The organism is Streptomyces sp. NBC_01298 (assembly GCF_035978755.1).
Lineage (GTDB): Bacteria > Actinomycetota > Actinomycetes > Streptomycetales > Streptomycetaceae > Streptomyces.
In genome coordinates this window covers 372553-397146 of record NZ_CP108414.1, presented here as the reverse complement: position 1 = coordinate 397146, position 24594 = coordinate 372553, and the positions used below count along the sequence as shown (strand labels likewise).

Sequence of the window (24594 nt, the reverse complement as noted above, 5' to 3'; positions counted from 1 at the left end):
CGCCGGGTCGCCGGGGCGGCGGTTCGGGGTGGCGCGGTTCGGAGCCGTGGTGCGCGGCTCAGCGGGCTCCGCCGAGTCCCAGGACGGCGCCCAGGGCCTCGACGACGAGCCCGTCGGGGACGGCGGCCGGTTCGAGGCGGTGCTGCATGGCGAGTCCCAGGAGGATGCCGAGGACGAGGGTGCCGGTCTCCTCCGGCGTACGGGGCAAGGGGGTGCCGGTGGCCCCGGCCCAGTCGGCCAGCCCCTCGCCGAGCTGGGCGCGGATCTCGGTGTACCGCTGGGCGAGCCGGTCTCCGATGAGGGGGCCGCGGGCGGCGTGCAGCCACAGCTCCGTCTCCAGGAGCAGCCAGGAGTCGCCGTGCTCCGGGTGCGGGCGGGTGAGGCTGCCCCACATCGCGGAGAAGTGCACGGCGGGGTCGGCCGGGTCCCCGGCCGCGATCTCGGCGGCCAGCTCCTCGCCGGTGCGCTCCTTCCAGACCTCCAGGAGCGCCAGCAGCAGCCCCTCCTTGCCGCCGAAGTGGCTGTAGAGCGCGCCCGTGGTGCGCCCGGCCGCCTCGGCGACGGCTTCGGCGGAGACGCCGTGGAACCCCTTGCGGGCGAAGAGGTCGGCCGCCGCGTCGATGAGGCGGGCGCGGCTCTCGGACTTGCGCTGCGCCTGCGGGACGCGGCGCCGCGCCGGCTCCTTGGGGGACGGCTCCACCGGGCCTCCTGGGTCCTGGGCGCTGGTCTGTTATATCGGGTCGCCGATATAAGTTGCGCCCTCCCTGACGAAGTGTCAAGCGATACCGCAGGACCCACCGGGCGCCCGGTGGGACGCTGAGAGGGTGCGCGCCGTCCTGAAGGAGCTCCGTACGGGCACCGGCCCCTGGCCGGCGGCCGCCCGGCGGGCCGTGCGGGTCACCCTCGCCGCCGGCATCGGCTTCTACGCGTTCCTCTACGGGCTGGACCGGCCCCTAGAGGCCACCTACGCGCTCTTCGCCGCCGTCGCGCTGGCCGGGCTCTCCCGGATCCCCGGCAGCGGACACCTCCGGGCCCGGATGGTCGCCCGCGTGCTCCCCGCCGCCTGCGCGCTGGTGGTCCTGGGCACCTACCTGTCCGTGCGGACCTGGGCGGCCGTGGCGGGCATGCTGGTCATCGGCTTCTGCGTGGCCTTCTCCTCGGCGGCGGGACCCCGCCCGGGGGGCGCCGCGCCCGGGCTCCAACTGCTGTACATCCTGCCCAGCTTCCCGCCGTACGCCCCCGACACCCTCGGCCAGCGGCTGACGGGCACCGTCGTGGGGATCCTGCTGCTGATCGTCGCCGAGGCCACCGTGCTGCCCGACCCGGCCGTCCCCGGCTACCGGGACCTGGCCGCTTCGGCCGCCGCCGAGGCGGCCCGGTGCGCCGAGGTGCTGGAGCTGCCGCCCCACACCCTGCCCGCGGCGGAGGTCGCCCGTGCGGGGGAGCGGGCGCAGGCCCTGCGGCCCTCCCACGTCGACGAGGCGCAGCGGCCCGCGGGACCCGGCGTACGGGAACGCGCGCTGGCCCACACCGGGCTGGCGGCCCGCACCCTGCTGGCCCGGCTCCGGTCCCTGCCCCCGCCGGAGTCCGGCTCGCCGGCCGGAGCGCCGGGCGGGCCGGACCTCGTACGGGCCGTGCGCGAGTCGGCCGCCGGGACGGCCGGGCTGCTCGGGGCCGGGACCCCGCCCGCGACGGACTCCACCGGGCTGCGGAACCTGCAGGTTTCCCTGGCCCGGACCCCCGTGACCGGACCCGGGCCCGGATACCGCAACGCCGCCCTGGTGGAGCTGGCGGACGCCGCGCTCGTACTGCGCGGCGCCGCCGGGATCGCCGTAGGGGGGCGTGCCGGGGCCGTGGACGCGGCCGGGCCGGGGGCGGGGCCGGTCGCCGGGCCCGCCGACCGGTTCTGGTACGCCGGTGAGGGGCCGGTGCGGCTGTGGTGGTACCGGCTGGCCGGGAACTCCGGGCCCCGGTCCGTGCACTTCCAGAACGCGGTCCGGATCGGCGTGGCCCTCGCCGTCGCCCGGGCCGTCGCCGGGGTGGACTCGCTGCCGCACGGCTTCTGGGCGATGCTCGCCGTCCTCAGCCTGACCCGCACCAACGCCGAGCAGACCCGGGCCACCGTCCGGCTGGCGCTGATCGGCACCCTGGTCGGCGCGGTCGCCGCCGGCGGGGTCCTCGCGCTGGCCGGGGAGGCGAGCACGGTGTACGCGATCGTGCTGCCTCCGCTGATGCTGTTCGCGTTCTGCGTCGGGCCGGTGCGCGGCGTGGGCTGGGCGCAGGCCATGTTCACCCTGGTGGTGGCGATGGCCTTCGCCCAGCTCGCCCCCGTCACGTGGGAGTTGGCGGAGGTCCGGTTCCTGGACGTACTGGTCGGCAGTGCGATCGGGGTGGTGTGCGGGCTGCTGGCCTGGCCGCGCGGCGCCCACGACGAACTGGGGCGCGCCGTCGCCGAACTGCTGCACGCCGCGGCCGACGACGTCCAGGCGGCCACGGCCGCCTTCGGGCGGCCCCGCGCGGTGCAGCCCGACCAGCGGGTGCGCCACGCGCTCGCCTTGGCGGAGAGCGCGTACGCCCAGTACCAGTCGGAGCGCCCGCATCCGGCCGCCGCCGCGGGCGAGGACTGGCAGGCCGCCATGATGACCGGCCACCACGTCCTCTGGGGCGGCCGCAGACCGCCCGGCGCGCCGCCCGGCCCGCGCGAGGAGGCGGTGGTCCGGGAGTACGGGGCCTGGGTGGCGGCCGGCCTGCGCCGCGCGGCGGCGGCCGCCGATCCCGTGCACCCCGCGGGACCCACGGATCCCGGTCCCGCCGGCCCCGCCCCGGGGCGGGCCGGGCCCGAGGGCGCGCCGCCGGTGTTCTACACCGCGATGGCCTGGCTGGACGCGCTGACCGTGGACCTGGCGCTGCTCGACCGGGGGGCCGCGGCCGGTGCCGGTGGCGGGCCCGCGGTCTCCGGTCGGGCCTGAGCGCGCGGCGGTGCGGCCGGGGCGGGGCTCTGCGATCGTGGAAGCGGTGGAAGCAGTGGAAGCAGGGGTACCGGCTCCGCCGGCAGGGGCGTGTGGTGAGGAGCGGTGATGTCCGGACTGTTCGAGGCGAGCGTCGAGATCGACCGGCCCGTCGCCGAGGTGTTCGCGTACCTCGCGGACGGGCGGGGCGACCCGGAGTTCAGCCCGCGGGTCCAGCGGATCACCCGGATCCCGGACGGCCCCACCGCCGTCGGCACGGTCTTCCACAGCACGGTGAAGGACGCCGGGATGAAGACCGGCAGGGAGTTCCGGATCACCGAACTCGACGCGCCGGGCCGGATCCGCTGGACGGAACTGAGCCGCAATCTGATCACCGCCGAGGGCGGCTACGACCTGGCCGAACTCCCCGGCGGACGGACGCGGTTGCGCGTCTTCAACACCTTGACCGGGCACGGGTTCGGCCGTCTCCTGGTCGGCCTGGCCTTGAGCGCGGCGCGCAAGGACGCCCCCGACTTCGGCCGCCGGATCAAGGCGGCGGCGGAGGCGTCCCCACGGCCCGAGTGAGGACCGGGGACCGGGGACCGGGCGGGGTCGCCCGGTCCCCGGGGTCACGCGGTCGCCGGGGTCACGCGGCCAGAAGCGTCACGCGATCAGAAGCGCCCGGGTCCGGACGGAATCGGCAGCGGCCTCACCGGAGACGGCGACGCCCCCTTCCGCTCCGCGCCCGGTGACGACGTACGGCAGCTGATGTCCTCGGCCGGCAGCCGCCCCGTGGCCAGGTACGCGGTGACCGGCGCGGCGGCGCAGGAGGAGGGATCGGCCAGGTACACGCCGTGGCCCTCACCACCCAGGGCCAGTACCATCCGCGAGCCCTTCAGCGCCCGGTGCAGGCCCAGGCCGCTGGCCAGCGGGGTCTGCGAGTCCCACTCGTTCTGCACGGTCAGCACCCGGGCCGGCGTCCTCATCGGGGTCTGCGCCTCGAGGGGCCGCGGCCAGAAGGCGCAGGGCTTGATGTTCGAGGCGAAGTCCCCGTACAGGGGGTACGCGGCCTTGTCCCGGACCGCGTCGCGCCGGTAGCGCTCGGGATCGCGCGGCCAGCTGTCCGTGTCCCCGCAGACCACGCTCCAGAAGACGGCGACGTCGTTGTCGGAGGCGGGTTCCGCCGCGGCCCCGGACCGGCCGGCGAGCGCCCGCTTCATGGAGAAGTCCGGCCCGGAGGCGCCGGGAGTGACGGCGGGCTTTCCGTCGGCGGCGTCCTTCAGGGCCACCACCAGCGGGGTGGCCTGCGCCGGATAGAAGAACAGCGCGCGGGCTCGCCGGATGTCGTCACCGCTGATCTTCTCCCCCTGGAAGACGATCGGATCCCGGTCGGCGCGCGCCACCAGGTCCCAGAAGGTCTTCGACACGGCGGCCGGGCTCTCGCCGAGGTGGTACTCGCCCGAGCGTTCCGCCGCCCACCGCGTCCACCGGGCGAAGGCCGGCTCGGCCTCCGTGGCCCAGGTCCGGAACATGCCCCGCCAGACCAGCTCCGGGTCGACGCCGCTGTCGAGCACGAAGCGGTCGGTCCGGCCGGGGAACATCTGCGCGTACACCGCGCCGAGGTACGTCCCGTAGGAGTAGCCCAGGTAGGAGAGCTTCCGCTCGCCCAGGACGGCCCGGATGATGTCCATGTCGCGGGCGGTGTTGCGGGTCGTGATGTACGGGAGCACCGAGCCGGCCTTCTGCCGGCACTTCTCGGCGATGGTGCGCGCCCAGGTCACGTCGGAGGGGAAGGAACCGGGCCGGTACGGCCGGTCGATGCCCAGCTCGGCGTCGGCCAGCCCGCAGCTGATGGGACTGCTGGCGCCGACCCCGCGCGGATCGAAGCCGATCAGGTCGTACCGCTCGCCCACCTCCGCGGGGACCACCTCGCCGAGGGCCAGCGGCAGATCGAGCCCGGGCCCGCCCGGTCCGCCCGGATTCATCAGGAGGACCCCGTGGCGTTTGGCCGGGTTCGTGCTCCGCACCCGGGATATCGCCAGGTCGAGGGTGCGTCCCGCGGGCCGCCGGTAGTCGAGCGGCACCTTGATGGTGGCGCACTCGTACGAGGCCGGCTGCTCGGCGCTGCACCGGTGCCAGGCGGGCTTCTGCCGCAGGTACGCGGAGTCCGCCTGGACGGCGGCGGTGTTGACGGCGGTGGTGGTGTCGGTGGCGGAGGCCTGGGCGGCGGCGAGCAGTGGCACGGTGCTCGCGAGGAGGCCTGCGGCGGCCAGGAGGGACGCCAGTCGTTTCTTGCGCACGGGGGCCGTTCCTTTCGGGTGGGCGGTGGTCCGCACCCACCCTGGGTCACCCCGCGGTCCGGGCGAATCCACCTGAGGGGCGGCGCCCTCTACTCCTCGCGAATGACCGGAAATCCGGACAACTGGCCGACGCGCCGGAGTTTTTGCCGTCGTGTCAGATCCGAGGGCTTGGGCCGTGCGGGGGCCGGGCGCGCGGCACCGTAGCAGTCTTTCGGGGGCCCGCCCCGATGTTTGTCCGGTCCGGATGGGCCTTCGGCGGGGGAGCCGGAGACGGCGCTAGCGTCCCTTGGCACCCGGGCCGTCCCGGGAGTCAAGGAGGCACAGTGCTGTCAATCCGTCGGACGAACCTCGGCGGCATGTCGGTCGCTTCGCGGCACGTGATGGGCACGGGCATCGTCATCGGCGCCCTCGCCCTCACGCTGATCGCGCTGCTGATCCCGGTACGGAGCTTCGGCGCTGCGAGCGCCGCTGCCGCCCCGGGTCCGTCGCCCGCCCCCAGCGGCCCGCCCGCCGCGGCCCCCGGCTCCGCCTCCGCCTCCGCTTCCGCGGACGACGACGGCGCCGGGGTGATGAACACGGCCTTCGGGCCGCTGACCCCACAGGACCGCGAGTTCGTGCGCAAGGTCCGACTCGCCGGCCTGTGGGAACTCCCCGCGGGCCGGCAGGCCCAGGAGCGGGGGACCCGCCGGTCGGTGCGGACGGCCGGCGAGCACCTCGTGGAAGGACACACCGAACTGGACCGGCGGGTCGTCGAAGTCGGCGAGGCGCTCGGCGTGGAACTGCCGGACCGGCCGTCCGGCCAGCAGCAGGCCTGGCTCGACCAGCTCGACCGGGCCCAAGGAGCCACGTACGAGCGGCTGTTCGTGCAGTTGCTGCGGCGAGCCCACGGCAAGGTGTTCACGCTCGTCGCCCAAGTGCGGGCGCAGACGCGCAACTCCGTGGTCCGGGAGCTCGCCACGGACGCCAACACCACGGTCCTGGACCACATCGCGGTCCTCGAAGCGAGCGGCCTGGTCGATTTCGAAGGCCTCGCGGACAGCCCGCCCGCCGCCGTCCCTCCCGCGGACCCCTCTCCCACCGATACCCGACCGAGGAAGTGAAGTGATCACATGCGCGACAACGACTCCACGGAAGGCCCGGCACGCCGGGACGGGGCAGGAGGACACAAACGCAGGACGCGTCCCCTGTACAAGGCGCTCGCCGCCGCCTCCGCGCTGGTCCTGGGCGGCGGCGGGGTCGTGATCGCGAGCCAGGCCGCCTCCGCGGGCCAGGACTCGCCGCGCCGGGCGCCGGTGACGGCCACCATCGACTGCCCCGACGTGGGCGAGCGGCTGCGCGAGGTCCCCGACCAGGCGCGCGGAGAAGTGGACCGGGAACTCGCCGGGCTCGACACCCAGATCGCCGATGCCTACCAGCGGCTCGCCACCGGCAGGGCTCCGGCGGACGCGCTGCTCGGGGAATTGAAGGAGGACCGCGACGCCTCGATCGGCCGGGTCTCCGAGGCGATCGGGCGCACCGCCGCCCGCCCCGACGGGCTGGCGGAGCTGAGCGCCTGCGCGATGCGGGAGGCGCCGGCCGCCGAGGAGGAAACCGCCCGGGGCGGCGCGGGCGACGCCGCCCTCAAGGGGGGCCCGGCCCGCGCCGACTTCGTCCCCATCGGCGCGGTCAAGCCGAACGTGCGGCGCCCGGCCCCCAAGGCCGGTGCCTCCAAAGGCTCCCTCTCGGTGCAGTGCGGCCGCAACGAAGAGCGCCACCTCAACTCCGACAACGTGATCGTCGCCCCGGGCGTGAGCAACGGCGCCCACCACATGCACGATTACGTCGGCAACAGGACCACGGACGCCTTCTCCACCAACAACAGCCTCGCCGCTTCCGGGACCACCTGCACGAACGGCGACCTGTCCACCTACTACTGGCCGGTGCTGAGGCTGCGCGACGGCAAGGCCGAGCAGGACGCGGGAGCCCCCGGCGGCGGCCAGGACGCCAACGTGGGCACGATCCTGCGACCGAAACAGGTGACCATCGAGTTCAAGGGGAGCCCCGTCTCCCGCGTCACCGCCATGCCCCGCTTCCTGCGGATCATCACGGGCGACGCGAAGGCCTTCACCAACGGCCCGGCCAACGCCAACGCCTCGTGGAGCTGTACCGGATTCGAGAACCGGCAGCTCAAGGACAAGTACCCGATCTGCCCCAAGGGCACGGACGTGGTGCGGACGTTCGCCTTCCAGAGCTGCTGGGACGGGAAGAACACCGACAGCGCCAACCACCGCACGCACGTGGCCTTCGCCGGCCGTGACGGCTCCTGCCCGGCGGGCTTCAAGGCCGTACCGCAGCTGGTGCAGCGGATCGTCTACGCGACGCCCCCCGGAGCCCGCTTCGCGGTGGACAGCTTCCCCGAGCAGCTCCACAAGCCGGTGACCGACCACGGGGACTTCATCAACGTCATGCCGGACGAACTGATGGCCCGGGCGGTGCGGTGCGTCAACGGCGGACGCGCCTGCCGCTGAGCGGAAGGAGAGGCGGTGCCGGCCGGGAGCGTGCTCCCGGCCGGCACCGCCTCGTGTGCCGCTTCCCTACAGGCCGTTCACCCGGGCGATGCGGTCGTCGCCCGGAGTGGGGCGGAAATCGGCTGCCGTCAGCCGTGCCCGGCGGCCGCCCCGGACCGGCCGCAGTCGCACCTGGGCCATCAATCGGCGGCTGCGCAGCGCCAGTTCCAGTTCGAAGCGGGTGCGCGGGTCCCGCAGGCCGGGTCCGAAGAGCTTCTCCAGCTGGCGCATCCGGTAACGGACCGTCTGCGGGTGCACGCTCAGCGCCTTGGCCGCCTCGGGTGCCCCACCGCCTTCCAGCCAGGCGAGCAGGGTCACTTCGAGCCGTTCGCTCTGGCGCGGGGTGAGGTCCGCCAGCGGCCGCAGCCAGCGTGCGGCGAGCGCGTGGGCCAGCGGCTCGTCCTGGAGCAGCAGCAGGGTCGAGAGGTGGTCGTCCACGAAGACCGTCCGGGCGTCCGGGCCGGACCGGGCCTGGGCCGGAACCAGCGCGAGCAGGCGCACCGCCCAGCGCAGGGAGGAAGCGGTGTCGCCGGGGGCCACCGGGTGGCCGACCACCGCGAGCCGGCCGCGCAGCGCGCCGTCCAGGGCGGTACGGGCCTCCGGGTCGGCGGTGGGAACGAGCAGGCAGGGCTGGCCCGCGACCATTCCGCCGAGGCAGTCGTCGAGGAGGGCCGCGAGCTGCTGGGTCTCGCCGGGCGAGGCCAGGGCGACGGCCCGTACGGCGACGGGGAGGGGCCAGCCGGCCGGACCGGCCAACTCGGCGAGGGCCGGTTCGCGGTGCGGGGCGTCACCCGTGAGCAGGGCGAAGATCTCGCGCCGGGCGTGCTCGCGGACCGAGCCGACCCGCTGTAAGGGCACGGCTTGGAGCGGTGGCGACTCCCCGCCCCGGAAAGCGGCGTGCGGGTGCGGGTGAGCGTGGGCGTGGGGGTGGGGCCGGGCGTGCTCGGCCTCGAAGTCGGCGGCGGTCGGGGTGGCGGGTCCGGGGCCGGTGCCGGACCCGGACCGGGCCTGCCCGTGGTGGTCCGAAGGCTCCAGTTCGTGGCTCGTGCCGGCTCCGCCGGCTGCCCCCGTCTCGGCGGCCCCGTCGATACCCGGGCAGCCGGCGCCGGCGGCGCCCTCGCGGTAACCGAGGACGGTGAGCAGGGCCCCTTCCATCCTCCGTCTGACCACCTCGTCGCCGATGTCCTCGACGAGCGCCGAGAATCCGGGGACGGTCTCCCGTAGTTCCTCCACCAACCCCGAAGCCACCGTGGGCAGTTCTTTGCGCAGGACCCGGGTCCACTCGCCGCGGGGGCGGGACCAGATGCGGTTCAGAAGTTCGCACATTGTTACCTCGTTCAAGCCGGGGTATGGCCTGCACCGTGGGACGGTGGCAAGCCCGCAGTCCCGCGGCATCGGCTCGATCGCCGTCGGGGAGGTGCGGCGGCGGATCAGGTGTCAACCCCGTCGCAACCGCACCACTGGAAGGGAATCTTCCGGGGATGTTCGATGCGATGGCTGTGCGAGGGCCAGAAATTATCACGTTTCGATAAATCTCGTGGACGGCTTGCATACCTCCACGATGCTTCTGCACTCCGGCCCCCGCTCCCGGCCGGCCCGGTGGGTCAGGTGCCCATCTCCCGCCCGCCGAGGAGCGGTTACGACGTCGACCCCCGGGCGCCGAGCGCGAGGTGGAAGTGCTCGGGTCCGGACGTATGGGAGACCACATGCCCCTGCTCCAGCCCCGCCTGTCCGGCCGCTCGCACCGGGCCCGCCGTACGAGAGGCCGCACCCGGCGCCACGCCGGAGCGCCGGCTCCCGCACCATCCGGCCCGGCCTCCCGGGCGGTGTCCCCGGCGGCGTCGAAGCCCGCGGCGCCGAGCGCCTCCGGGCGGCGGGCGGTGCGGCGTCCGCCGCTGCTGTCCGCCGCCGGGGGACCGCACCCCGCCGCCCTGGGAGCGGCGGCCCTCGCGGCCGCGGCCTCCCTGTTGGTGGCGGCCCGCGCCGGCGCACTGACCCGCCTGTGGGACTTCCTCGACTACGGCGCCGGGGTGCTCTCGCTGGTCTGCCTCACCGGCGCCGTCCTGTGGGGCCTGGCGGCCACCGACCGCAGACTGCTCGCCTCCGGGCACCGGCTCGTCGCCCAAGCCGTGCACCGGGGCCTGGCCGTCGCCGGACTGGGCTTCCTCCTGCTGCACGTGTGGATCAAGGTCGGGCGGTCCCGGACCGACGCCGCCGCCGTGGTCCTGCCCTTCACCGACGGACGGCAGCCCCTGCTCATCGGCCTCGGCAGCCTGGCCGGCTACGGGTTCGTCGCCGTGGCCGTCTCCGGCGCCGTCCGCGGCACCTTCGCCGCCCGGGGGCGCTCGCTCTGGTGGCGGGCCCTGCACATGGCCGCGTATCCGGCCTGGGGGGCCTCGCTCGTCCACGGGCTGAAATCCGGTCGCCCCGCCAGTGGTTGGGTGACCGCCGGGTACGCCCTGTGCCTGCTCGGCGTCGCCGGTCTGCTGGCGCTGCGGCTGCGCGCGAAGCTCCGTACGCTCGCCGGCGCGGGGCCGCGCACGCGGCCCGGTACGCCGCTGCGCTCGGACCCCGTGCGGCCCTCGGGCGGACCGGCGACGCCGGCGCCGCCGCCCGCGCCGTCCCCGCCGCACGTGCCCTCCGTACCCTCCCGGGCACCCGGGCAGGCGCCGCCGCACCGGCCGGCGCCCTTCGTGCGCAGGCCGGCGGAATGGGCGGCGGAACTGCTGACCGCGCGCCTGACCCGGCAGCCCGGCGCCACGGTGTTCCCCGGACCCCCGGGAAGGGCCGCGGACCCGTCCGCGGGGCCGTCCGCCGAACCGCTCGACGGCGTACGGAGCGGACGGTGAGCGGCTCCGGGACGCGGCCCGCGCTCGGCTGCGTCGGAGGACCGCGCCTGCTCGCCGGACTCGACACCTCCGAGCGGCTCGACCGGGCCGGCCATCTGAGCGTGCACGGCCCGCTGCCCCGCTACCCCGCCGAAGGGCTCGTCGAACTCGCCGAGGGCATGGCCCTCGGCGGGCGCGGGGGAGCGGGCTTCCCCTTCGCCCGCAAGCTCCGGGCCGTCACCCGGTCCGCCCGGGGCCAGGACGGGCGCACCGCGGTGGTCGTCAACGGGACCGAGGGTGAGCCGAGTTGCCTCAAGGACGCCGCCCTGCTCCTCTACGTTCCGCACCTCGTGCTCGACGGCGCGCTGGTGGCGGCCGCCGCCCTGGGCGCCGAGGACGTGGTCGTCGGCGTCACCCGGCCCGACGTGGAGCGCTCGCTCACCGAGGCCGTCGCGGAACGGGGCCCGTCCGGGCGTCGGGTGCGCGTCGTCCGACTTCCGGAACGCTTCGTCACGGGTGAGGGCAGCGCCCTGGTGAACGGCCTGGACGGCGGGCCCGCCGTACCCTCCGGGCACCGGACGCGGACCAGCGAACGGGGCCTCGGCGGCCTGCCCACCCTGCTGTCCAACGCGGAGACGTACGCCCAACTCGCCGTCGGAGCCCGCCTCGGCGCGCCCGCGTACGGCACCGCAGGATTGCCCGACGAGCCCGGCACCACCCTGCTGACCGTCGCCGGGAGGACCGTCGTCGAGGTACCGCTGGGCACCTCCCTGGCGTACGTACTGGACCTCTGCGCCACAGTGCCCGGACAGGGCGTGCTGGTCGGCGGCTTCCACGGCCGCTGGCTGGACCCGGGGGCGGCGCGCGAGGCGCTGATCTCGCGTAAGTCGCTGGCGGCGTACGACGCCGTGCTGGGCGCGGGGGCGGTGCTGCCGCTGCCCGAGGACACCTGTCCGGCGGGCGAGGTGGCCCGGGTCGCGCGCTGGCTGGCGCGGGAGTCGGCGGGCCAGTGCGGCCCGTGCGTACGGGGTCTGCCCTCGCTCGCCGACGCCGTGGAACGGCTCGTGGCCGGCGGAGGCGGGGCGGCCCTCGACGCGGTACAGGCCCGGATGCGCGGGGTGCGCGGCCGGGGAGCCTGCTCCCATCCGGACGGCACCTCCTCGTTCGTGGCCTCCGCGCTCGCCGTCTTCCCCGACGAGTTCCGCGACCACGCGCTCGGCAGCGGTTGCGGACGCCGCGTCCTCGGCGCCCTGCCGCTGCCCGCGGACGAGAGCCCCGAACGGCTCGTCGTGGACTGGACGTTGTGCAAGGGCCACGGCCTGTGCGTGGATCTCCTGCCCGACGTGGTGCGGCTCGACGAGGACGGCTATCCGGCACAAGGAGTGATGCCGGTCCCCGGTCCGCTGCGGCCGAAGGCACTGCGCGCGGTGCGCCGTTGCCCGGCACTCGCGCTCCGCATCCAGGAATGAGTTCACGCTTTGGCGTGATCTGACAAATTCCCGCTCCCTTGAATCCGGAGGCCCCCGCAGCCCTTATGAATATCCCGACGGAATTGCTCCGGATGGAAACCGAAGGAGAGAACCATGGGCAACAGGAACCGGGCGACCACGGCCGCCGCGGGATCGGTGCTGACGGTACTTCTGCTCGCGTCGGGATGCGGTAGCGGTGACGACGGCCCCCGTACGGTGACGGTCCAGGCGGCGGGAGCGGAACGGGCGGTGGGCCACGACGCCGCGCCCGGGGCCGCACCCGGAGCCGGGTACGGCGAGGAAGCGGGCGGGGAGTACGACGCGGGGTCGGAGGCGGACGCGGACGGGAGCGCCGACACGGACGCGGACCCGGCTCCGGCCGGCACGCTGGCGGTCCGGGAGATCTCCGAGGTCGGCAGCGTGGCCACGGACGCGGCCGGAGTCACCCTCTACCGGTTCGACAAGGACACCGCCCAGCCGCCCCGCTCGAACTGCGAGGGGGCCTGCGCCGACCTCTGGCCCGCGGTACCGGCGGACGGGGCCCAGGCCCCGGCCGGCGCGAACGCGGGGCTGCTCGGCTCGGTCGAGCGGCCCGACGGCACCCGTCAGCTGACCCTCGGGGGGTGGCCCGTGTACCGCTACGCGAAGGACACCCTGCCGGGCGAGGCGAAGGGCGAGGGGGTCGGCGGCACCTGGCACGCGCTGGCGGCGGACGGCAAGAAGGCGGTGGACGCAGGAAAGGGCGGCGCCGGAAAGGGCGGTGCCGGAGAGGATGGTGCCGGAAAGGATTCTGCGCCGCTCTCGGCCGTGGACGACGCGAAACTCGGAAAGCTCATGGTGGACGGACAGGGGCGCACCCTCTACCGGTTCGGAAAGGACAGCGCCTGGCCGATGAAATTCGGCTGCCTCGACGCCTGCTTGAACACGTGGAAGCCGGCCGCACCCGTGGAAGCGGAAAAGGCCGTCGGAATTCCCGCGAAGCTGGTCGGCTCCGTCGAACGCCCCGACGGAACGCGCCAATTGACGATCGACTGCTGGCCGGTCTATCTCTTCACCGGCGACACCGCACCGGGCCAGACCAACGGGCACGGCCTGCAGGGCCTCTGGTTCGCGGTGAACGACGCGGGCAAGAAGATCCCGGCGAAGGGCTGACCGGCCGTGCCCGGCACGGGAAAGCGGCTGCCCCGCCCACCCCGAGCCCTCCGCGCGATCGTCCTGCTCGCCGCCCTCCTCTGTGCGGGGTGCGCGGGGTGCACGGCAGACGCGGGCGGCGCGGCCGCGGGGCGGGCGGCCTCCCCGCCGCCCGCCCCCGGCCCCGCCCCCGAGCCGCTGGACCGGATCGCGGCTGCCCTGGGCTGCGGCAGCCCCGAGGTGACGGTTGACGCGCAGGAGGTCCGCGAGGGCGCCTGCGCGGTGGGTGCGCAGGCCTTCCGGCTCGCCACCTTCAGCACTGAGCAGGGCCGCGCCGCCTGGCTGGCGGAGTCACGGCAGTACGGGGGCACGTACCTCGTGGGCGAGCGCTGGGTCATCACGGCGCCCTCGGCGGACGCCCTGACCCCGGCCCGGGACCGCCTTGGCGGGACCCTGGGCTCGGCCCCCGCGCACGCCCACGGCGCCGGCGCTCACCCCTTGGTGATCCTGACCACGCCGGTCTCGGTGCCCTGATAGAGGGTGCCGTCCGGGCCCGTGGTGCCGGTCATCTGCAGCGGGTTGTAGACCAGCCCGATGCCCAGGAACGAGCTGGTGAGCTGCGCTCCCGTCGCCGGGTCGAGCACCGCGTGGTGGTACGAGGCGAAGGTGTTGAGGCCCGCGCTGCCCGTGGGCCCGGTGACGGAGACGGTGTAGATCTTGCCGTCGGCCACCGAAAGCCGGGGCAGGGCCGCGGACTTCACCGAGCTGTTCCACACCAGGGTGCAGCCCGATCCCGCGGCGTTGACGTCGACCCGGCTGAGGCCGCCGTCGAAGTTCGCGGACGCCGGACTGCTCGCCGGAGCGCCGGCGGGCAGCGCCGGGTAGGGGTAGCCGTAGGTGTTGGTGACGAAGACGCTGCGGCCCGAGGCGATGACGGCGTCCTCGGTGCCGCTGTTGGCGTACTGGGTGAGCACCGGAGTGGAGCAGATCGGCGCCGGCCCGCCGTCCACCCGGTAGACGAGCAGGTTCTCGTGCGGGGCGGCGTTGTCCGTGATGGTGACGTACTCGGTGCCGTCGCCCGGCCCGAAGAAGCTCGGGGTCGCGCCGGTGCCCCAGCTGAGCTGGCCGGGCTTGCGGCCCGGGCCGCGGTCGTACGGGGCGCGCCAGTCGATGACGGGGCTCCCGTCGGGTCCCTCGGAGAGGAGGTACAGCGCGTGGTCGGTGGCGACGGCGGTGTGGCCCGGAACGGTGGAGATGCTGTTCTGCACGCCTTCGCCGGTGGCGAGGGTGCGGACCGTCCCGGTGTCGGTGTCCGCGGTGCCGATCACGCCGCCCGCGGTGGCGAACCAGACCTTGCCGTTCCAGGCGGGGGCCAGGCCCACGATGTTGTCACCGGCCGGCACGGCGCCCGTGAGCGGGGTGGACTGATCGACCGTCAACGCCCAGCCGCCGCTCGCGGTGCGGTGGTGGCCGATGCGGACGAGGTTGCTGTTGCCGTCCACGGCGACCAGCCGGTCCTCGTTGTCGAGGTAGGAGTAGACACCGCCGAACAGGCTGCCCTTGGGCAGGGACAGGGAGGCCAGGTCGGCTCCGCTCGCGGGATCCAGCAGGTGCACGGTCGGGGTCTGCCCGAAAATGGTCGTGCAGAGGGTGACCACGTAGCCGTCGGCGCCGACCACGATCGTCGGGCAGGCGGAGGCCAGCGCGGTCCGGGAATAGGCGATCTTCCCCGTGCCGGGGCCCGGGTAGGGCGTGGTGTCGCTGGACGCGCTGTCCCCGTGCATGCCGGCGGTGCCGTTGCCCGCGGTGGCGGGGTTCCGGGGCGGCAGCGGACCGAACACCGTGGCATCGGCGGAGGCGGCCGTACCGCCCAGCGTGCTCAGCGCCACGGCGAAGGTGAGGGCGAGCGCGGCGAAGCGCCCGCCCGCGGGCAGGGAAAACGGCATGGGGAAGTCCTAGAGCCGAGGAGGAAAGGAGACGAGGGGGGAGTGGGATGCGGTCAGCTGACGCGGCGGCAGCCAGTCGTGGTGGCCCGGGCCGTGCTCCGTACGGCGTGGCTCACCGGTACGGCTCCAGCAGCGACGCTAACGGTGCGCCCGCCGCCGGACCAGGGCTCCCGCCCACACCGCATGCCATGTTCATGCCCCCGCAGTACGCGCGAAACAGTCGGCCGTCACCGGGGGCGGAACGTGGGCGCGACGCGCCGCCGACGCCGCAGAACACGGATGCCGCACGCGAGGTACGTACCGTCGGAGCACTCGTCCACGCCCCGCCACCCCCACGCGACGGCAGTACCCCGCCCCGCCCGCACGCGACGGCAGTACCCCGCCCGCCCCGCCCCGCGCGCACGGCCGCCCCGCTGCCGAACCCGTACGCGCGAGCCCCCCTCGCCCCGCCCGTCGTTGAGCGGAGACTCACAGATGGCACAGCCCACCCCCCTCGCCCTGAAGCCCGGCACGGCCTGGGCCGATGCCTGGCGCCGCGCGCTCGCCGCCGCCCCGGAGGCCTTCCGGGAGGACCGCGTCCTGAACCTCTGGGCCGGCGACTGGCAGAGCGACGGCCATGCCCTGCCCGCCACCAGCCCCGTGGACGGCGGTCCGATCGCGGGCCCGCCCCGGCTCGACGCGGGCACCGCGGCCAAGGCGGTACGGGCCTCCCTCGACCAGCACCGCGCCTGGCGGCAGGTTCCGCCCGTGGAGCGACGGGCCCGGGTCACCGCCGCCCTCGACGCCCTCACCGAACACCGCGATCTGCTCGCCCTGCTCCTGGTGTGGGAGATCGGCAAGCCCTGGCGCCTCGCGTGCGCCGACGTGGACCGGGCCATCGAGGGCGTGCGCTGGTACGTGGACCACATCGACGCCATGCTGGAGGGCCGGAGGCCGCTCGACGGTCCGGTGTCCAACATCGCCAGCTGGAACTACCCCCTGTCCGTCCTGGTCCACGCGATGCTGGTGCAAGCCCTCGCGGGCAACGCCGTCATCGCCAAGACCCCCACCGACGGGGGCCTGGCCTGCCTCACCCTCGCCTGTGCGCTCATCCACCGCGAGAACGTCCCGGTGACCCTGGTCAGCGGCAGCGGCGGCGAACTCTCCGAGGCGCTCGTCCGCTCCCCGGAGATCGGCTGCGTCTCCTTCGTCGGCGGCCGCGACACCGGGGCCCGCATCGCCACCTCCCTCACCGACCTGGGCAAGCGCCACATCCTCGAACAGGAGGGGCTCAACACCTGGGGCGTCTGGGAGCACACCGACTGGACCGCCCTGGGCGCCGCCATCCCCAAGCTCTTCGACTACGGCAAGCAGCGCTGCACCGCGTACCCCCGGTTCGTCGTCCAGCGCACCGCCTTCGCCGCCTTCCTCGCCGCCTACCTCCCCGCCGTCTCCGCCGTCCGCACCGGACACCCCCTCGCGGTCGCGCACCCCGGGGACCCGCTGCCCGAGCTCGACTTCGGCCCCCTCATCAACGCCGCCAAGGCCGCGGAGCTCACCGCCCACGCCGCGGAGGCCGTGGACCGCGGCGCCGTCCCCCTCTTCCGCGGCACGCTGGACCCGGCCCGCTTCCTGCCCGGCCAGGACACCTCCGCCTACGTGGCCCCGCTGGCCCTTCTCAGCCCGCCGGCCTCCTCGCCCCTCTACCACGCGGAGCCCTTCGGGCCGGTCGACACGATCGTGCTCGTCGACACCGAGGCCGAGCTGCTGGCCGCCATGAACGCCTCCAACGGAGCCCTGGTCGCCACCCTCTCCACCGACGACCCCGCCACCTTCGACCGCCTCGCACCCCAGATCCGCGCCTTCAAGACCGGCCACGGCAGGCCCCGCTCGCGCGGGGACCGGGAGGAGCTCTTCGGCGGGTTCGGCGCCTCCTGGCGGGGCGCCTTCGTCGGCGGCGAGCTCCTGGTCCGCGCGGTCACCCTCGGACCGGCCGGCGAACGGCTCCCGGGCAACTTCCCGGAGTACCAGCTCATGCCCTGAGGGGGCACCGGGAAGGCGCCGAGGAGGCGATGCGGCGGGCTCCGGACGCTCTGATTACAGTGAGGTCACCGCCGTACCGCGCGGAACGCCAAGGGGGCGGGCCGCCGCGGTCCGGCAAGAGCCTGGAATGGAGCCGCAGATGGAGAGTCCCAGCCGTACCGCGCTGATCGAGGACCTGATGGGGCGCTTCCCGCACGTGCCCCGGGAAGCCGTGATCAAGGAAGACCTCCTGCGGGGCGGCATGGCCTTCGACGAGTCCGCGCTCAGCGGGGGCGCCGACGGGACTTCGGGCGACGTCAAGCCGAAGTCCTACTTCATCTTCTCCTTCGACCACCGCACCCTCCCCGAGCTCGGCGCCGCCGCGCTGAACCGGCCCCCGGAGGAGATCGTGCTGACGGGCGGCCCGTACGAGCTGCGCCGCACCGTGGTCTCCGTACGGGTCAACCCGGACTCCCCGTACGTGGTGCGCGGCGGGGAGGACGGCACGCTCGGCCTGTACCTGGACGGCGTACGGATCTCGGACGTGGGCCTGCCGCCGATGCCGGAGTACTACCGGCACAAGCTGTCGAACGGCAAGTCCGTGATGGAGGTCGCACCGACCATCCAGTGGGGCTACCTCATCTACCTGACGGTCTTCCGGGTGTGCCAGTACTTCGGCGCCAAGGAGGAGTGCCAGTTCTGCGACATCAACCACAACTGGCGCCAGCACAAGGCGGCCGGCCGCCCCTACACGGGTGTGAAGCCGGTCGAGGAGGTGCTGGAGGCGCTGGAGATCATCGACCGGTACGACACGGCGGGCATCTCCCGGGCCTACACCCTCACGGGCGGGTCGATCACCTCCCAGGTCGGCGGCCGCGACGAGGCCGACTTCTACGGCCAGTACGCCCAGGCCATCGAGGAGCGCTTCCCCGGCCGCTGGACCGGCAAGGTCGTCGCGCAGGCCCTGCCCCGCGACGCCGTGCAGCGCTTCCACGACCACGGCGTGAAGATCTACCACCCCAACTTCGAGGTGTGGGACGAGTACCTGTTCAAGCTCCACTGCCCCGGCAAGGAGCGCTACGTCGGCCGCGACGAATGGCACCGCAGGATCCTGGACTCCACCGAGGTGTTCGGCCCGCGCAACGTGATCCCGAACTTCGTGGCGGGCATCGAGATGGCCGAGCCCTTCGGGTTCACCAAGGTCAGCGAGGCGATCGCGTCGACCCAGGAGGGCCTGCGGTTCTTCATGTCGCACGGAGTCGTCCCGCGCTTCACCACCTGGTGCCCGGAGCCGACGACCCCGCTGGGCAAGGCCAACCCGCTGGGCGCGCCCCTGGAGTACCACGTCCGCCTGCTGGAGACCTACCGCGCGACGCTGGAGGAGTTCGGCCTGAGCTCCCCGCCCGGTTACGGCCCGGCCGGCCCCGGGCGCGCGGTGTTCTCCGTCTCCTCCTTCATGGACAGCCTGGAGGGGCTGGAGCAGAAGGAGGAGACCACCACCTGACGGGTCCGCCACCTGACGGGTCCGCCGTCCGACGGGTCCGCCACCTGACGGGTCCGCCGTCCGACGGGTCCGCCACCTGACGGGTCCGCCGTCCGACGGGTCCGCCACCTGACGGGTCCGCCATCTGACGGGTCCCGCTCAGATGTCGAGCACCAGGTCCGAGGTGGGCAGGGACTGGCAGGTCAGGACGTCGGTGTCGGGCAGGTCCTCCGAGGGGGTCACCAGGTGCGCCGCCGTGCCCTTGAGCACGCCGCACGCACAGCTCTCGCACTGCCCGACCCGGCAGCCGCTCGGCATCGCGACCCCGGCCGCCTCGCCGAGGGCGAGGAGCGGGCCGTCGTTCTTGCGCCAGACGGCGCTGCGTCCGGACCGGGCGAAGGTGACGGTGTACTCGGCGTCGTCGGGCACGGTCACCTCCCGCCGGGCCGGGCGGAACTTCTCGCTGAACACCTCGAAGCGGGGGACACCGCGCGCGATCAGGGCAGTGGTGAGGGCGTCGAGCATGGGCTGCGGTCCGCACATGTAGAAGCGGGCGCGGCGCTCGATGAGGCCGGGGTCGATGTCGTCGGCGGTGATGAACCCGGTGCGGTCGTGGTCCCGGCCGAGCACGTCGTCCGGCCCCGGTGCGGCGTAGTGGTCGACGATCGTCAACGCCGGTATGCGGGAGGCCAGTTCGCGCAGCCGGTCCCGGAAGGGATGGTCGGCCGCGTTGTTGTTGCCGTAGTGCAGGACGACCTCGGGGACCGTGCCGCCGGTGGCCGCGAGGGTTTCGAGGTAGCTGAGGAACGGCGTGATGCCGATGCCGCCCGCCAGGAGCACGACCGGGTTGCCGGTGTGCGTCGGGATGGCGAAGACACCTCCCGGGCTCGCCAGGTGGAGCCGGTCGCCGACCCGGAGCTCCTCGTGGACCCGGGTGGAGAAGGCTCCGCCGGGGATGTGGCGTACGGCGAGCCCGTAATCGGCGCGGCCGGCCGCCAGGGCGGGTCCGGTCAGGGAGTAGCTGCGGCCGTCCGAGGGGTCCTGGAGGGTGCCGTCCGGGTGCTCGGCGCGCACGGTCAGGTGCTGGCCGGGCCGGTAGTCGGGGAGGACCCCGCCGTCCTCGGGGGCCAGGCGCAGGGCGCGGATGCCGGTGCTCACCTCGGTGAGTGCCGTGACCGTGAAGGGGCGGGTCCCCGTCCAGGTGCCGTCGCCCTTCACGGGGCTGATCCGGCAGGCGGCCGCCCGCATCGGTGCCGAGCCGCTGAGCGGGTCGGTCTCGGCGTGGTCGATGAGCCGGTTGAAGTTGCTGCCCGTGGCGGCGGTCGGGTCGGCGCCCGGGAGGGCGAGGTCGGTGGCCTCCTGCCACCAGCCGTACTCGCCGACGACGACCGAGGGGTGCAGGGAGTCGTCGAAGCGGGCGCGCAGCCGGATGGAGCCGAGGCGCGTGGCGAGCTCGACCCACTGGCCCTCGCCGATGCCGTGGGCGGCGGCCGTCCGCGGGTGCAGGTCGACCGACGGGTCGGTGGCCCGGCGGCGCAGCGAGGTAAGGGACCGCTGCTGGCTGTGGACGAAGTACCCGTGCTTGGCGCAGGTCAGCACGAGCGGGTACGCGGCGTCCGTGGGCGCGGGGTCGTGGTGCTCGGGCACCGCCGGGTAGCCGTGCTCCAGCAGCCGCTCGGAGTACAGCTCCACGCGCCGGGTGGGCGTGGCGAAGCCGGTCGCCGAGCCCGTCTCGGCCGCTACGGGGGCGGCGTACTTGCGGTAGGACTCCTCGCGGGGCACCCGGACGCCGCCGGGGCTCCGGCGCAGTTCCTCGACGGTCAGGCCCAGGGGTTCGAGCTGCCAGTTCCAGGCGGCCTCGATGTCCCCGTCGAAGAAGTCGGCGCCCATGCCCAGCCGGCAGGCGAGGTCGAAGACGAACTCGGTGTCGCTGCGGGACTCGCCCTGCGGCTCGACCATCCGGGGCCGGAGCTGGACCTGCTCCTGGGCCCGGTGGCTGACCTCGAAGCCGAAGCGCAGGGCCTCGTGCTCGTAGGAGCTGTTGACCGGCAGGACGATGTCGGCGCTGCTGCTGGTGGGGTTGTGGAAGAGGTCCAGGTGGACCTGGAAGTCGAGCGTGCCCAGGGCCCGCGCCGTGCGGTCCGAGTCGGGCTGGGCGACGACGAGGTTCGACCCGAAGCCGATGAGGGCGCGGACGGGGTACGGGTCGCCCGTCTCGATGGCGGTGCACAGGTCGCCGGAGTTGATGTAGCCGAAGGCCGGCGGGCCCAGCGGGTGCTTGTCGAGGCCGAGGGCCTTGGCGCGCTGTTCAGGGGCGAACTGGCCGAAGGAAGCGGCCGGGTTGTAGGGCGGGGCGGGGACCACGTGGTTGCCGCCGGGGGCGTCGTAGGAGCCGGTCAGCGCGTACAGGGTGGCCAGCGCCCGCTCGGTCTGCGCGGCGTTCGCGCTCTGCCCCACTCCGGTCCACCCGTAATAGGTGACCGAGGGCGCGGCCGCGATCTCCGCTGCGAGGGCGCGGATCTCCCGCTCGGGGATCCAGGTGGTCGCCGCGACCCGGTCCGGAGTCCAGGCCGCACAGGCGGCGGCGTACCGCTCGAAGGCGGGCGCGCAGTCGACGACGGAGCCGTCGCGGACGGTGATCGGGCGGGTGCCGCGCAGCGCGAAGCACTCGGGGCGGTCGGCGGGGCGCGCGGTGTCGTACGCCTCGGCCCGGCCGGTCTCCTCGTCGAAGACGGCGAAGGCCGTGAGCCCCTCGGGTGTTCCGGGGAGCTCTTCCGCGCGCAGGAAGCGTCCGGTGTCGGCACGGACGAGGAGGGGGCCGTTGGTCCAGGCGCGGACGAAGGCCGCGTCGTAGCCCTCGTCGGCGATGAGCAGGTGGGCCAGGCCCAGGGCGAGGGCGGCATCGGTGCCGGGCCGGACCCGTAGCCAGTGGTCGGCCCGCAGCGCGCTGGTGGAGCGGCGCGGGTCCACGACGGCGAGCTTCGTGCCGGTCGCCTGGGCGGCGGAGAGGGCAGCGGACTGGGCGAGCCAGGTCTTGGCCGGGTTGAAGCCCCAGAGGAGGGCGAGGCCGGCGTTCGCGTAGTCGGGCGGCGGGATCGGGGATCCGAAGGTGAAGGCGTGCGCGAAGTCCTTGTGCCAGTTGCAGATCTCCGCGCTGTACACCGTGTTCGGGCTGCCGAAGAGGCGCACGAAGCGCTCGATCCACTCGGTGGCGTCCGACACCATGGTCCCCGAGGGCGTGGCCACGGCGAAGGCGACCGATTCGGGGCCGTTCTCGGCGGCGATCGCCCCGATCTTCCCGGCGATCTCCACCGTCGCCTCGTCCCAGGAGACGGGCACCCAGCCAGGGTCCGGGTCGGACTTGGGGTTGGTCCGGCGCAGCGGGGTGGTCAGCCGGTTCGTACTGTGCGCGAGCTCGGGGGCGGAGCGGCCCTTGGGGCACATCGCCGCGCCGGTGGGATGGTCGGGGTCCGGTCGCACGCCGGTCAGGCGGCCGTCCTCGATGGTGAAGATCGCGCCGCAGCGCGACTTGCAGAGGGTGCAGAACCCTCGCTTCTCTTCGGATACCGACACGACGTTCTCCCTGCTCGCGGACCTCCTTCCAGTGGACTCCCGGGTGGACAAGCGGGCATCCGGCGATGGTCGCGAAGGGAGCACCGGAAGACCCGCCCGGCCGGGACCTTCGCCCTGGGCCGAACGGGTCGTCCGCGCTGGTCTCGGGAGGTTCAGGGGTGCCGCTTGTGTACCAGGCGGAAGGCGGCGTAGAGGACGGCGGCGGCCAGGACGAGGAGGATGGAGGTCTCGATGAGCTGGATCGGCCAGTAGCGGGAGGCCGGGTGGAAATCGGCGTACGAAGCGGTGACGTTCACGTCGTCGCGGCAGATCCCCCGGGTACCGGCTTCCGGAGGGCAGTAGTACCCGGAAAAGCGCTCGCCCGTGGTGCTGACGAGCCCTGTGCCCATCCGCTTTGAGGAAGGCGGCAAGAGCGACTCCGCGTCCACGGTGTAAGGGGCGGTAACGCCCACGACGGGAACGAACGACCACCGGAGCGCGCCGATGATGAGCAGCACCAGACCCGTCAGGAGACCGGTGACGGCCATGGCGGGCAGGGTCCGCCGGACCAGCTGCCCGACCAGGGCGGCGACGGCAACGCCCAGTAGGCAGGAAGCGACGAGCGTCGGGCCAGTGGACTCGTACACTCCGATGTCGTACCAGTGGAGCCCGTACGTGTCGGCGGCCCGGGCCCAGCCGAGGCGGTAGATCCCGATCAGGGCGAGGGAGCCGAGTACAGAGACCGCGGCCGCCACCAGGACCTTCGAGCCTAGCCAGGCTCTAGCCGTCGTCGACTGGGTGAGGGCGAGCCGCCAGGTCCCGCTCTCCAGCTCGCGGGCGACCATCGGGCCGGCGACGAAGGCTCCCACCAGCAGCGGGAGGAACGGCAGGCTCTTTGTCGCGGACTGGATGAGGCCCCGGAGCATGTCGTCTCCGGGGGTCAGGATCGGCCGGTGCAGATGGTCATAGGTCGGGTACGCGCTCCACACGCGCAGCGCGACCATCACGACGAGGCCTACGCCGATGAGCGCGGGCACCGCCCACAGCACCCGCCGGTGCTGGCGGACCGTCACCCAGTACGGCCCCTTCAGCGTCAGCGCGCTCATGCCGCCACCCCCTCGGCGGCATCGGCGTCCACGGTGAACGCCGGGGCTTCGGGCGCGCGCAGGTGGGCGAGCAAGAGTTCCTCCAGGGACGGGTGGGTGGTCTGCCAGGTGGTGCTGTCGACGGGGCCCCGCGGCCGGACGAGCGCCGTGAGCTGCCGGCCCGTCGTGCGGGCCTCGACGACGGTGTGGGACGCGGCGAGTTCCTCGCCGGCGGCGGCGGGGCCGGTGAGCAGCAGGTGTGCCGCGCCGATCTCCTCGATGGGGCCGGAGAGGCGGACGCGGCCGCCATCCACCAGGAGGAGGTGGTCGCAGGCGCCCTCCAGCTCGGTGAGGATGTGCGAGGACATCACCACGGAGGTGCCGTTCTCGGCGGCGTCGGCCATCAGCGTGCCCATGAGCCGGTGCCGGGCGAGCGGGTCGAGATCGGCCATCGGCTCGTCGAGCAGGAGCAGGGACGGGCGTTTGCCGAGGGCCAGGGCGAGGGCGACCCGGGTGCGCTGGCCGCCGGACAGGGAGCGGACCTTCGCGTGCGGGTCGAGGTCCCCCGCCTCCACGATCTGCTCCGCCCTGCTCGCGTCCCAGCGACCGGGGTTGAGCTCGCCGCCCATGCGCAGCGTCTCGCCGACGGTGAGCTGCGGGTAGAGCGGCTTGTCCTGGGCCACGTAGGCCAGTTCCTCTCGCGGCACCGAGCGGAGGTGACCCTCCGTCGGGGAGACGAGCCCGGCGGCGATGGTCAACAGGGAGGACTTTCCTGCCCCGTTGGGTCCCACCAGTGCACAGACCCGGCCCTCGGGCAGCCGGAAGGAGCAGTCGCGCAGCGCCCACTTTCCCCGGCGTCCGTAGCGCAGGCCGAGGCCGTCCGCCTCGATCACGATGTGCGTCATGCGTCTTCGTCCCCCTTGAAGTGCTCTTCCAGTACGGCCGAGAAGAGCGCGGCCGCGTCGTCCCGCTCCATCCCCGCCTCCCGTGCCCGCCGCGCCCAGTCGGCGAGTTCGGCGCGCAGCGGGGATTCCGCCGGAGCGCCGCCCAGGGACTTGCGGATGAAGGTGCCCAGGCCCCGCTTCGCCTCGACGAGCCCTTCGCGCTCCAGCTCGCGGTAGGCCTTCAGGACGGTGTTCGGGTTGATGGCGGTGGCCTCGACGACCTCGCGTGCGGTCGGCAGTTTGTCGCCCGGCTCCAACAGGCCCAGGCGCAGGGCCTGTTTGGTCTGCTGGACGATCTGCAGGTACGTGGCGATGCCGCTGCGACGATCGATGCGGTACTCCAGCACGACAAACACCACCC

General features: G+C 74.1%; 18 protein-coding genes. 10 read left to right on the top strand and 8 right to left on the bottom strand.

The window, feature by feature from the left end:
- Nucleotides 1-58: 58 nt before the first annotated feature.
- On the bottom strand, nt 59-700 hold the full coding sequence (locus OG730_RS01770; protein ID WP_327302429.1) for a TetR/AcrR family transcriptional regulator: 642 nt from the start codon (nt 698-700) through the stop codon (nt 59-61).
- Nucleotides 701-824: 124 nt separating this feature from the next.
- On the opposite strand from OG730_RS01770, the gene OG730_RS01765 reads away from it, so the two are divergent.
- Together OG730_RS01765 and OG730_RS01760 are read left to right on the top strand one after the other, a co-directional pair.
- Nucleotides 825-2969 carry an FUSC family protein gene (locus tag OG730_RS01765; RefSeq protein WP_327302428.1) on the top strand — a complete coding sequence of 715 codons (2145 nt, stop codon included), beginning with the start codon at nt 825-827 and terminating at the stop codon, nt 2967-2969.
- A 108-nt stretch (nt 2970-3077) separates the two neighbouring features.
- A complete protein-coding gene (locus OG730_RS01760) occupies nt 3078-3533 on the top strand; it encodes an SRPBCC family protein (protein WP_327302427.1) in 456 nt (151 codons plus the stop codon).
- Nucleotides 3534-3619: 86 nt separating this feature from the next.
- Here the strand turns inward: OG730_RS01760 and OG730_RS01755 are convergent, their stop codons facing one another.
- Entirely contained in the window at nt 3620-5248 is a 1629-nt protein-coding gene (locus OG730_RS01755; RefSeq protein ID WP_327302426.1) for an alpha/beta hydrolase, read from the bottom strand.
- A 356-nt stretch (nt 5249-5604) separates the two neighbouring features.
- Here OG730_RS01755 and OG730_RS01750 point away from each other — a divergent pair, with 356 nt between their 5' ends.
- On the top strand, nt 5605-6348 hold the full coding sequence (locus OG730_RS01750; RefSeq protein ID WP_327302425.1) for a DUF4142 domain-containing protein: 744 nt from the start codon (nt 5605-5607) through the stop codon (nt 6346-6348).
- 9 nt (nt 6349-6357) lie between these two features.
- Nucleotides 6358-7755, top strand: a complete 1398-nt coding sequence (locus OG730_RS01745) for a DUF1996 domain-containing protein (RefSeq protein WP_327302424.1) — start codon at nt 6358-6360, stop codon at nt 7753-7755.
- A 66-nt stretch (nt 7756-7821) separates the two neighbouring features.
- On the opposite strand, the gene OG730_RS01740 is transcribed toward OG730_RS01745, so the two are convergent.
- The gene (locus OG730_RS01740) at nt 7822-9120 is read right to left on the bottom strand and encodes a PucR family transcriptional regulator (RefSeq protein WP_327302423.1); all 1299 of its coding nucleotides are present in this window, start codon (nt 9118-9120) and stop codon (nt 7822-7824) included.
- A 380-nt stretch (nt 9121-9500) separates the two neighbouring features.
- On the opposite strand from OG730_RS01740, the gene OG730_RS01735 reads away from it, so the two are divergent.
- The 4 genes from OG730_RS01735 (at nt 9501) to OG730_RS01720 (ending at nt 13756) form a co-directional block, all read left to right on the top strand.
- Nucleotides 9501-10643, top strand: a complete 1143-nt coding sequence (locus OG730_RS01735; RefSeq protein ID WP_327302422.1) for a ferric reductase-like transmembrane domain-containing protein — start codon at nt 9501-9503, stop codon at nt 10641-10643.
- Entirely contained in the window at nt 10640-12091 is a 1452-nt protein-coding gene (locus OG730_RS01730; RefSeq protein WP_327302421.1) for an NADH-ubiquinone oxidoreductase-F iron-sulfur binding region domain-containing protein, read from the top strand. Before OG730_RS01735 ends, OG730_RS01730 begins: the two co-directional genes overlap by 4 nt.
- Before the next feature lie 114 nt (nt 12092-12205).
- Nucleotides 12206-13243, top strand: coding sequence for an SCO0930 family lipoprotein (locus OG730_RS01725; protein ID WP_327302420.1), 1038 nt, complete (start codon nt 12206-12208; stop codon nt 13241-13243).
- Between the two features lie 6 nt (nt 13244-13249).
- Complete coding sequence (locus OG730_RS01720) at nt 13250-13756, top strand: hypothetical protein (protein WP_327302419.1); 507 nt, start codon at nt 13250-13252, stop codon at nt 13754-13756.
- Here the strand turns inward: OG730_RS01720 and OG730_RS01715 are convergent.
- Complete coding sequence (locus tag OG730_RS01715; RefSeq protein WP_327302418.1) at nt 13714-15168, bottom strand: hypothetical protein; 1455 nt, start codon at nt 15166-15168, stop codon at nt 13714-13716. The two genes, OG730_RS01720 and OG730_RS01715, sit on opposite strands and share 43 nt — an antisense overlap.
- A gap of 474 nt (nt 15169-15642) precedes the next feature.
- Between OG730_RS01715 and OG730_RS01710 the strand changes: the two genes are divergently transcribed.
- Together OG730_RS01710 and OG730_RS01705 are read left to right on the top strand one after the other, a co-directional pair.
- Complete coding sequence (locus tag OG730_RS01710) at nt 15643-17190, top strand: aldehyde dehydrogenase family protein (RefSeq protein WP_327302417.1); 1548 nt, start codon at nt 15643-15645, stop codon at nt 17188-17190.
- Between the two features lie 139 nt (nt 17191-17329).
- On the top strand, nt 17330-18673 hold the full coding sequence (locus OG730_RS01705; protein WP_327302416.1) for a radical SAM protein: 1344 nt from the start codon (nt 17330-17332) through the stop codon (nt 18671-18673).
- Between the two features lie 138 nt (nt 18674-18811).
- Here OG730_RS01705 and OG730_RS01700 read toward each other — a convergent pair whose 3' ends face one another.
- The 4 genes from OG730_RS01700 to OG730_RS01685 form a co-directional block, all read right to left on the bottom strand.
- Entirely contained in the window at nt 18812-22225 is a 3414-nt protein-coding gene (locus OG730_RS01700; RefSeq protein ID WP_327302415.1) for a molybdopterin-dependent oxidoreductase, read from the bottom strand.
- A 152-nt stretch (nt 22226-22377) separates the two neighbouring features.
- Nucleotides 22378-23310, bottom strand: coding sequence for an ABC-2 membrane transporter-related protein (locus tag OG730_RS01695; protein ID WP_327302414.1), 933 nt, complete (start codon nt 23308-23310; stop codon nt 22378-22380).
- The gene (locus tag OG730_RS01690; RefSeq protein ID WP_327302413.1) at nt 23307-24194 is read right to left on the bottom strand and encodes an ABC transporter ATP-binding protein; all 888 of its coding nucleotides are present in this window, start codon (nt 24192-24194) and stop codon (nt 23307-23309) included. The genes OG730_RS01695 and OG730_RS01690 overlap by 4 nt, the downstream gene beginning before the upstream one ends.
- Nucleotides 24191-24580 (bottom strand): GntR family transcriptional regulator, encoded by a 390-nt coding sequence (locus OG730_RS01685; protein ID WP_327302412.1) that lies wholly within the window; start codon nt 24578-24580, stop codon nt 24191-24193. The genes OG730_RS01690 and OG730_RS01685 overlap by 4 nt, the downstream gene beginning before the upstream one ends.
- Between the last annotated feature and the right edge of the window lie 14 nt (nt 24581-24594).

Excerpts from the sequence above, each read along its gene's own strand:
- OG730_RS01710 (WP_327302417.1), top strand. The coding sequence starts at position 15,643 with ATGGCACAGCCCACCCCCCTCGCCCTGAAGCCCGGCACGGCCTGGGCC.
- OG730_RS01695 (WP_327302414.1), bottom strand. The coding sequence starts at position 23,310 with ATGAGCGCGCTGACGCTGAAGGGGCCGTACTGGGTGACGGTCCGCCAG.
- OG730_RS01690 (WP_327302413.1), bottom strand. The coding sequence starts at position 24,194 with ATGACGCACATCGTGATCGAGGCGGACGGCCTCGGCCTGCGCTACGGA.
- OG730_RS01750 (WP_327302425.1), top strand. The coding sequence starts at position 5,605 with ATGTCGGTCGCTTCGCGGCACGTGATGGGCACGGGCATCGTCATCGGC.
- OG730_RS01745 (WP_327302424.1), top strand. The coding sequence starts at position 6,358 with ATGCGCGACAACGACTCCACGGAAGGCCCGGCACGCCGGGACGGGGCA.
- OG730_RS01740 (WP_327302423.1), bottom strand. The coding sequence starts at position 9,120 with ATGTGCGAACTTCTGAACCGCATCTGGTCCCGCCCCCGCGGCGAGTGG.
- OG730_RS01725 (WP_327302420.1), top strand. The coding sequence starts at position 12,206 with ATGGGCAACAGGAACCGGGCGACCACGGCCGCCGCGGGATCGGTGCTG.
- OG730_RS01705 (WP_327302416.1), top strand. The coding sequence starts at position 17,330 with ATGGAGAGTCCCAGCCGTACCGCGCTGATCGAGGACCTGATGGGGCGC.
- OG730_RS01760 (WP_327302427.1), top strand. The coding sequence starts at position 3,078 with ATGTCCGGACTGTTCGAGGCGAGCGTCGAGATCGACCGGCCCGTCGCC.
- OG730_RS01735 (WP_327302422.1), top strand. The coding sequence starts at position 9,501 with ATGCCCCTGCTCCAGCCCCGCCTGTCCGGCCGCTCGCACCGGGCCCGC.
- OG730_RS01715 (WP_327302418.1), bottom strand. The coding sequence starts at position 15,168 with ATGCCGTTTTCCCTGCCCGCGGGCGGGCGCTTCGCCGCGCTCGCCCTC.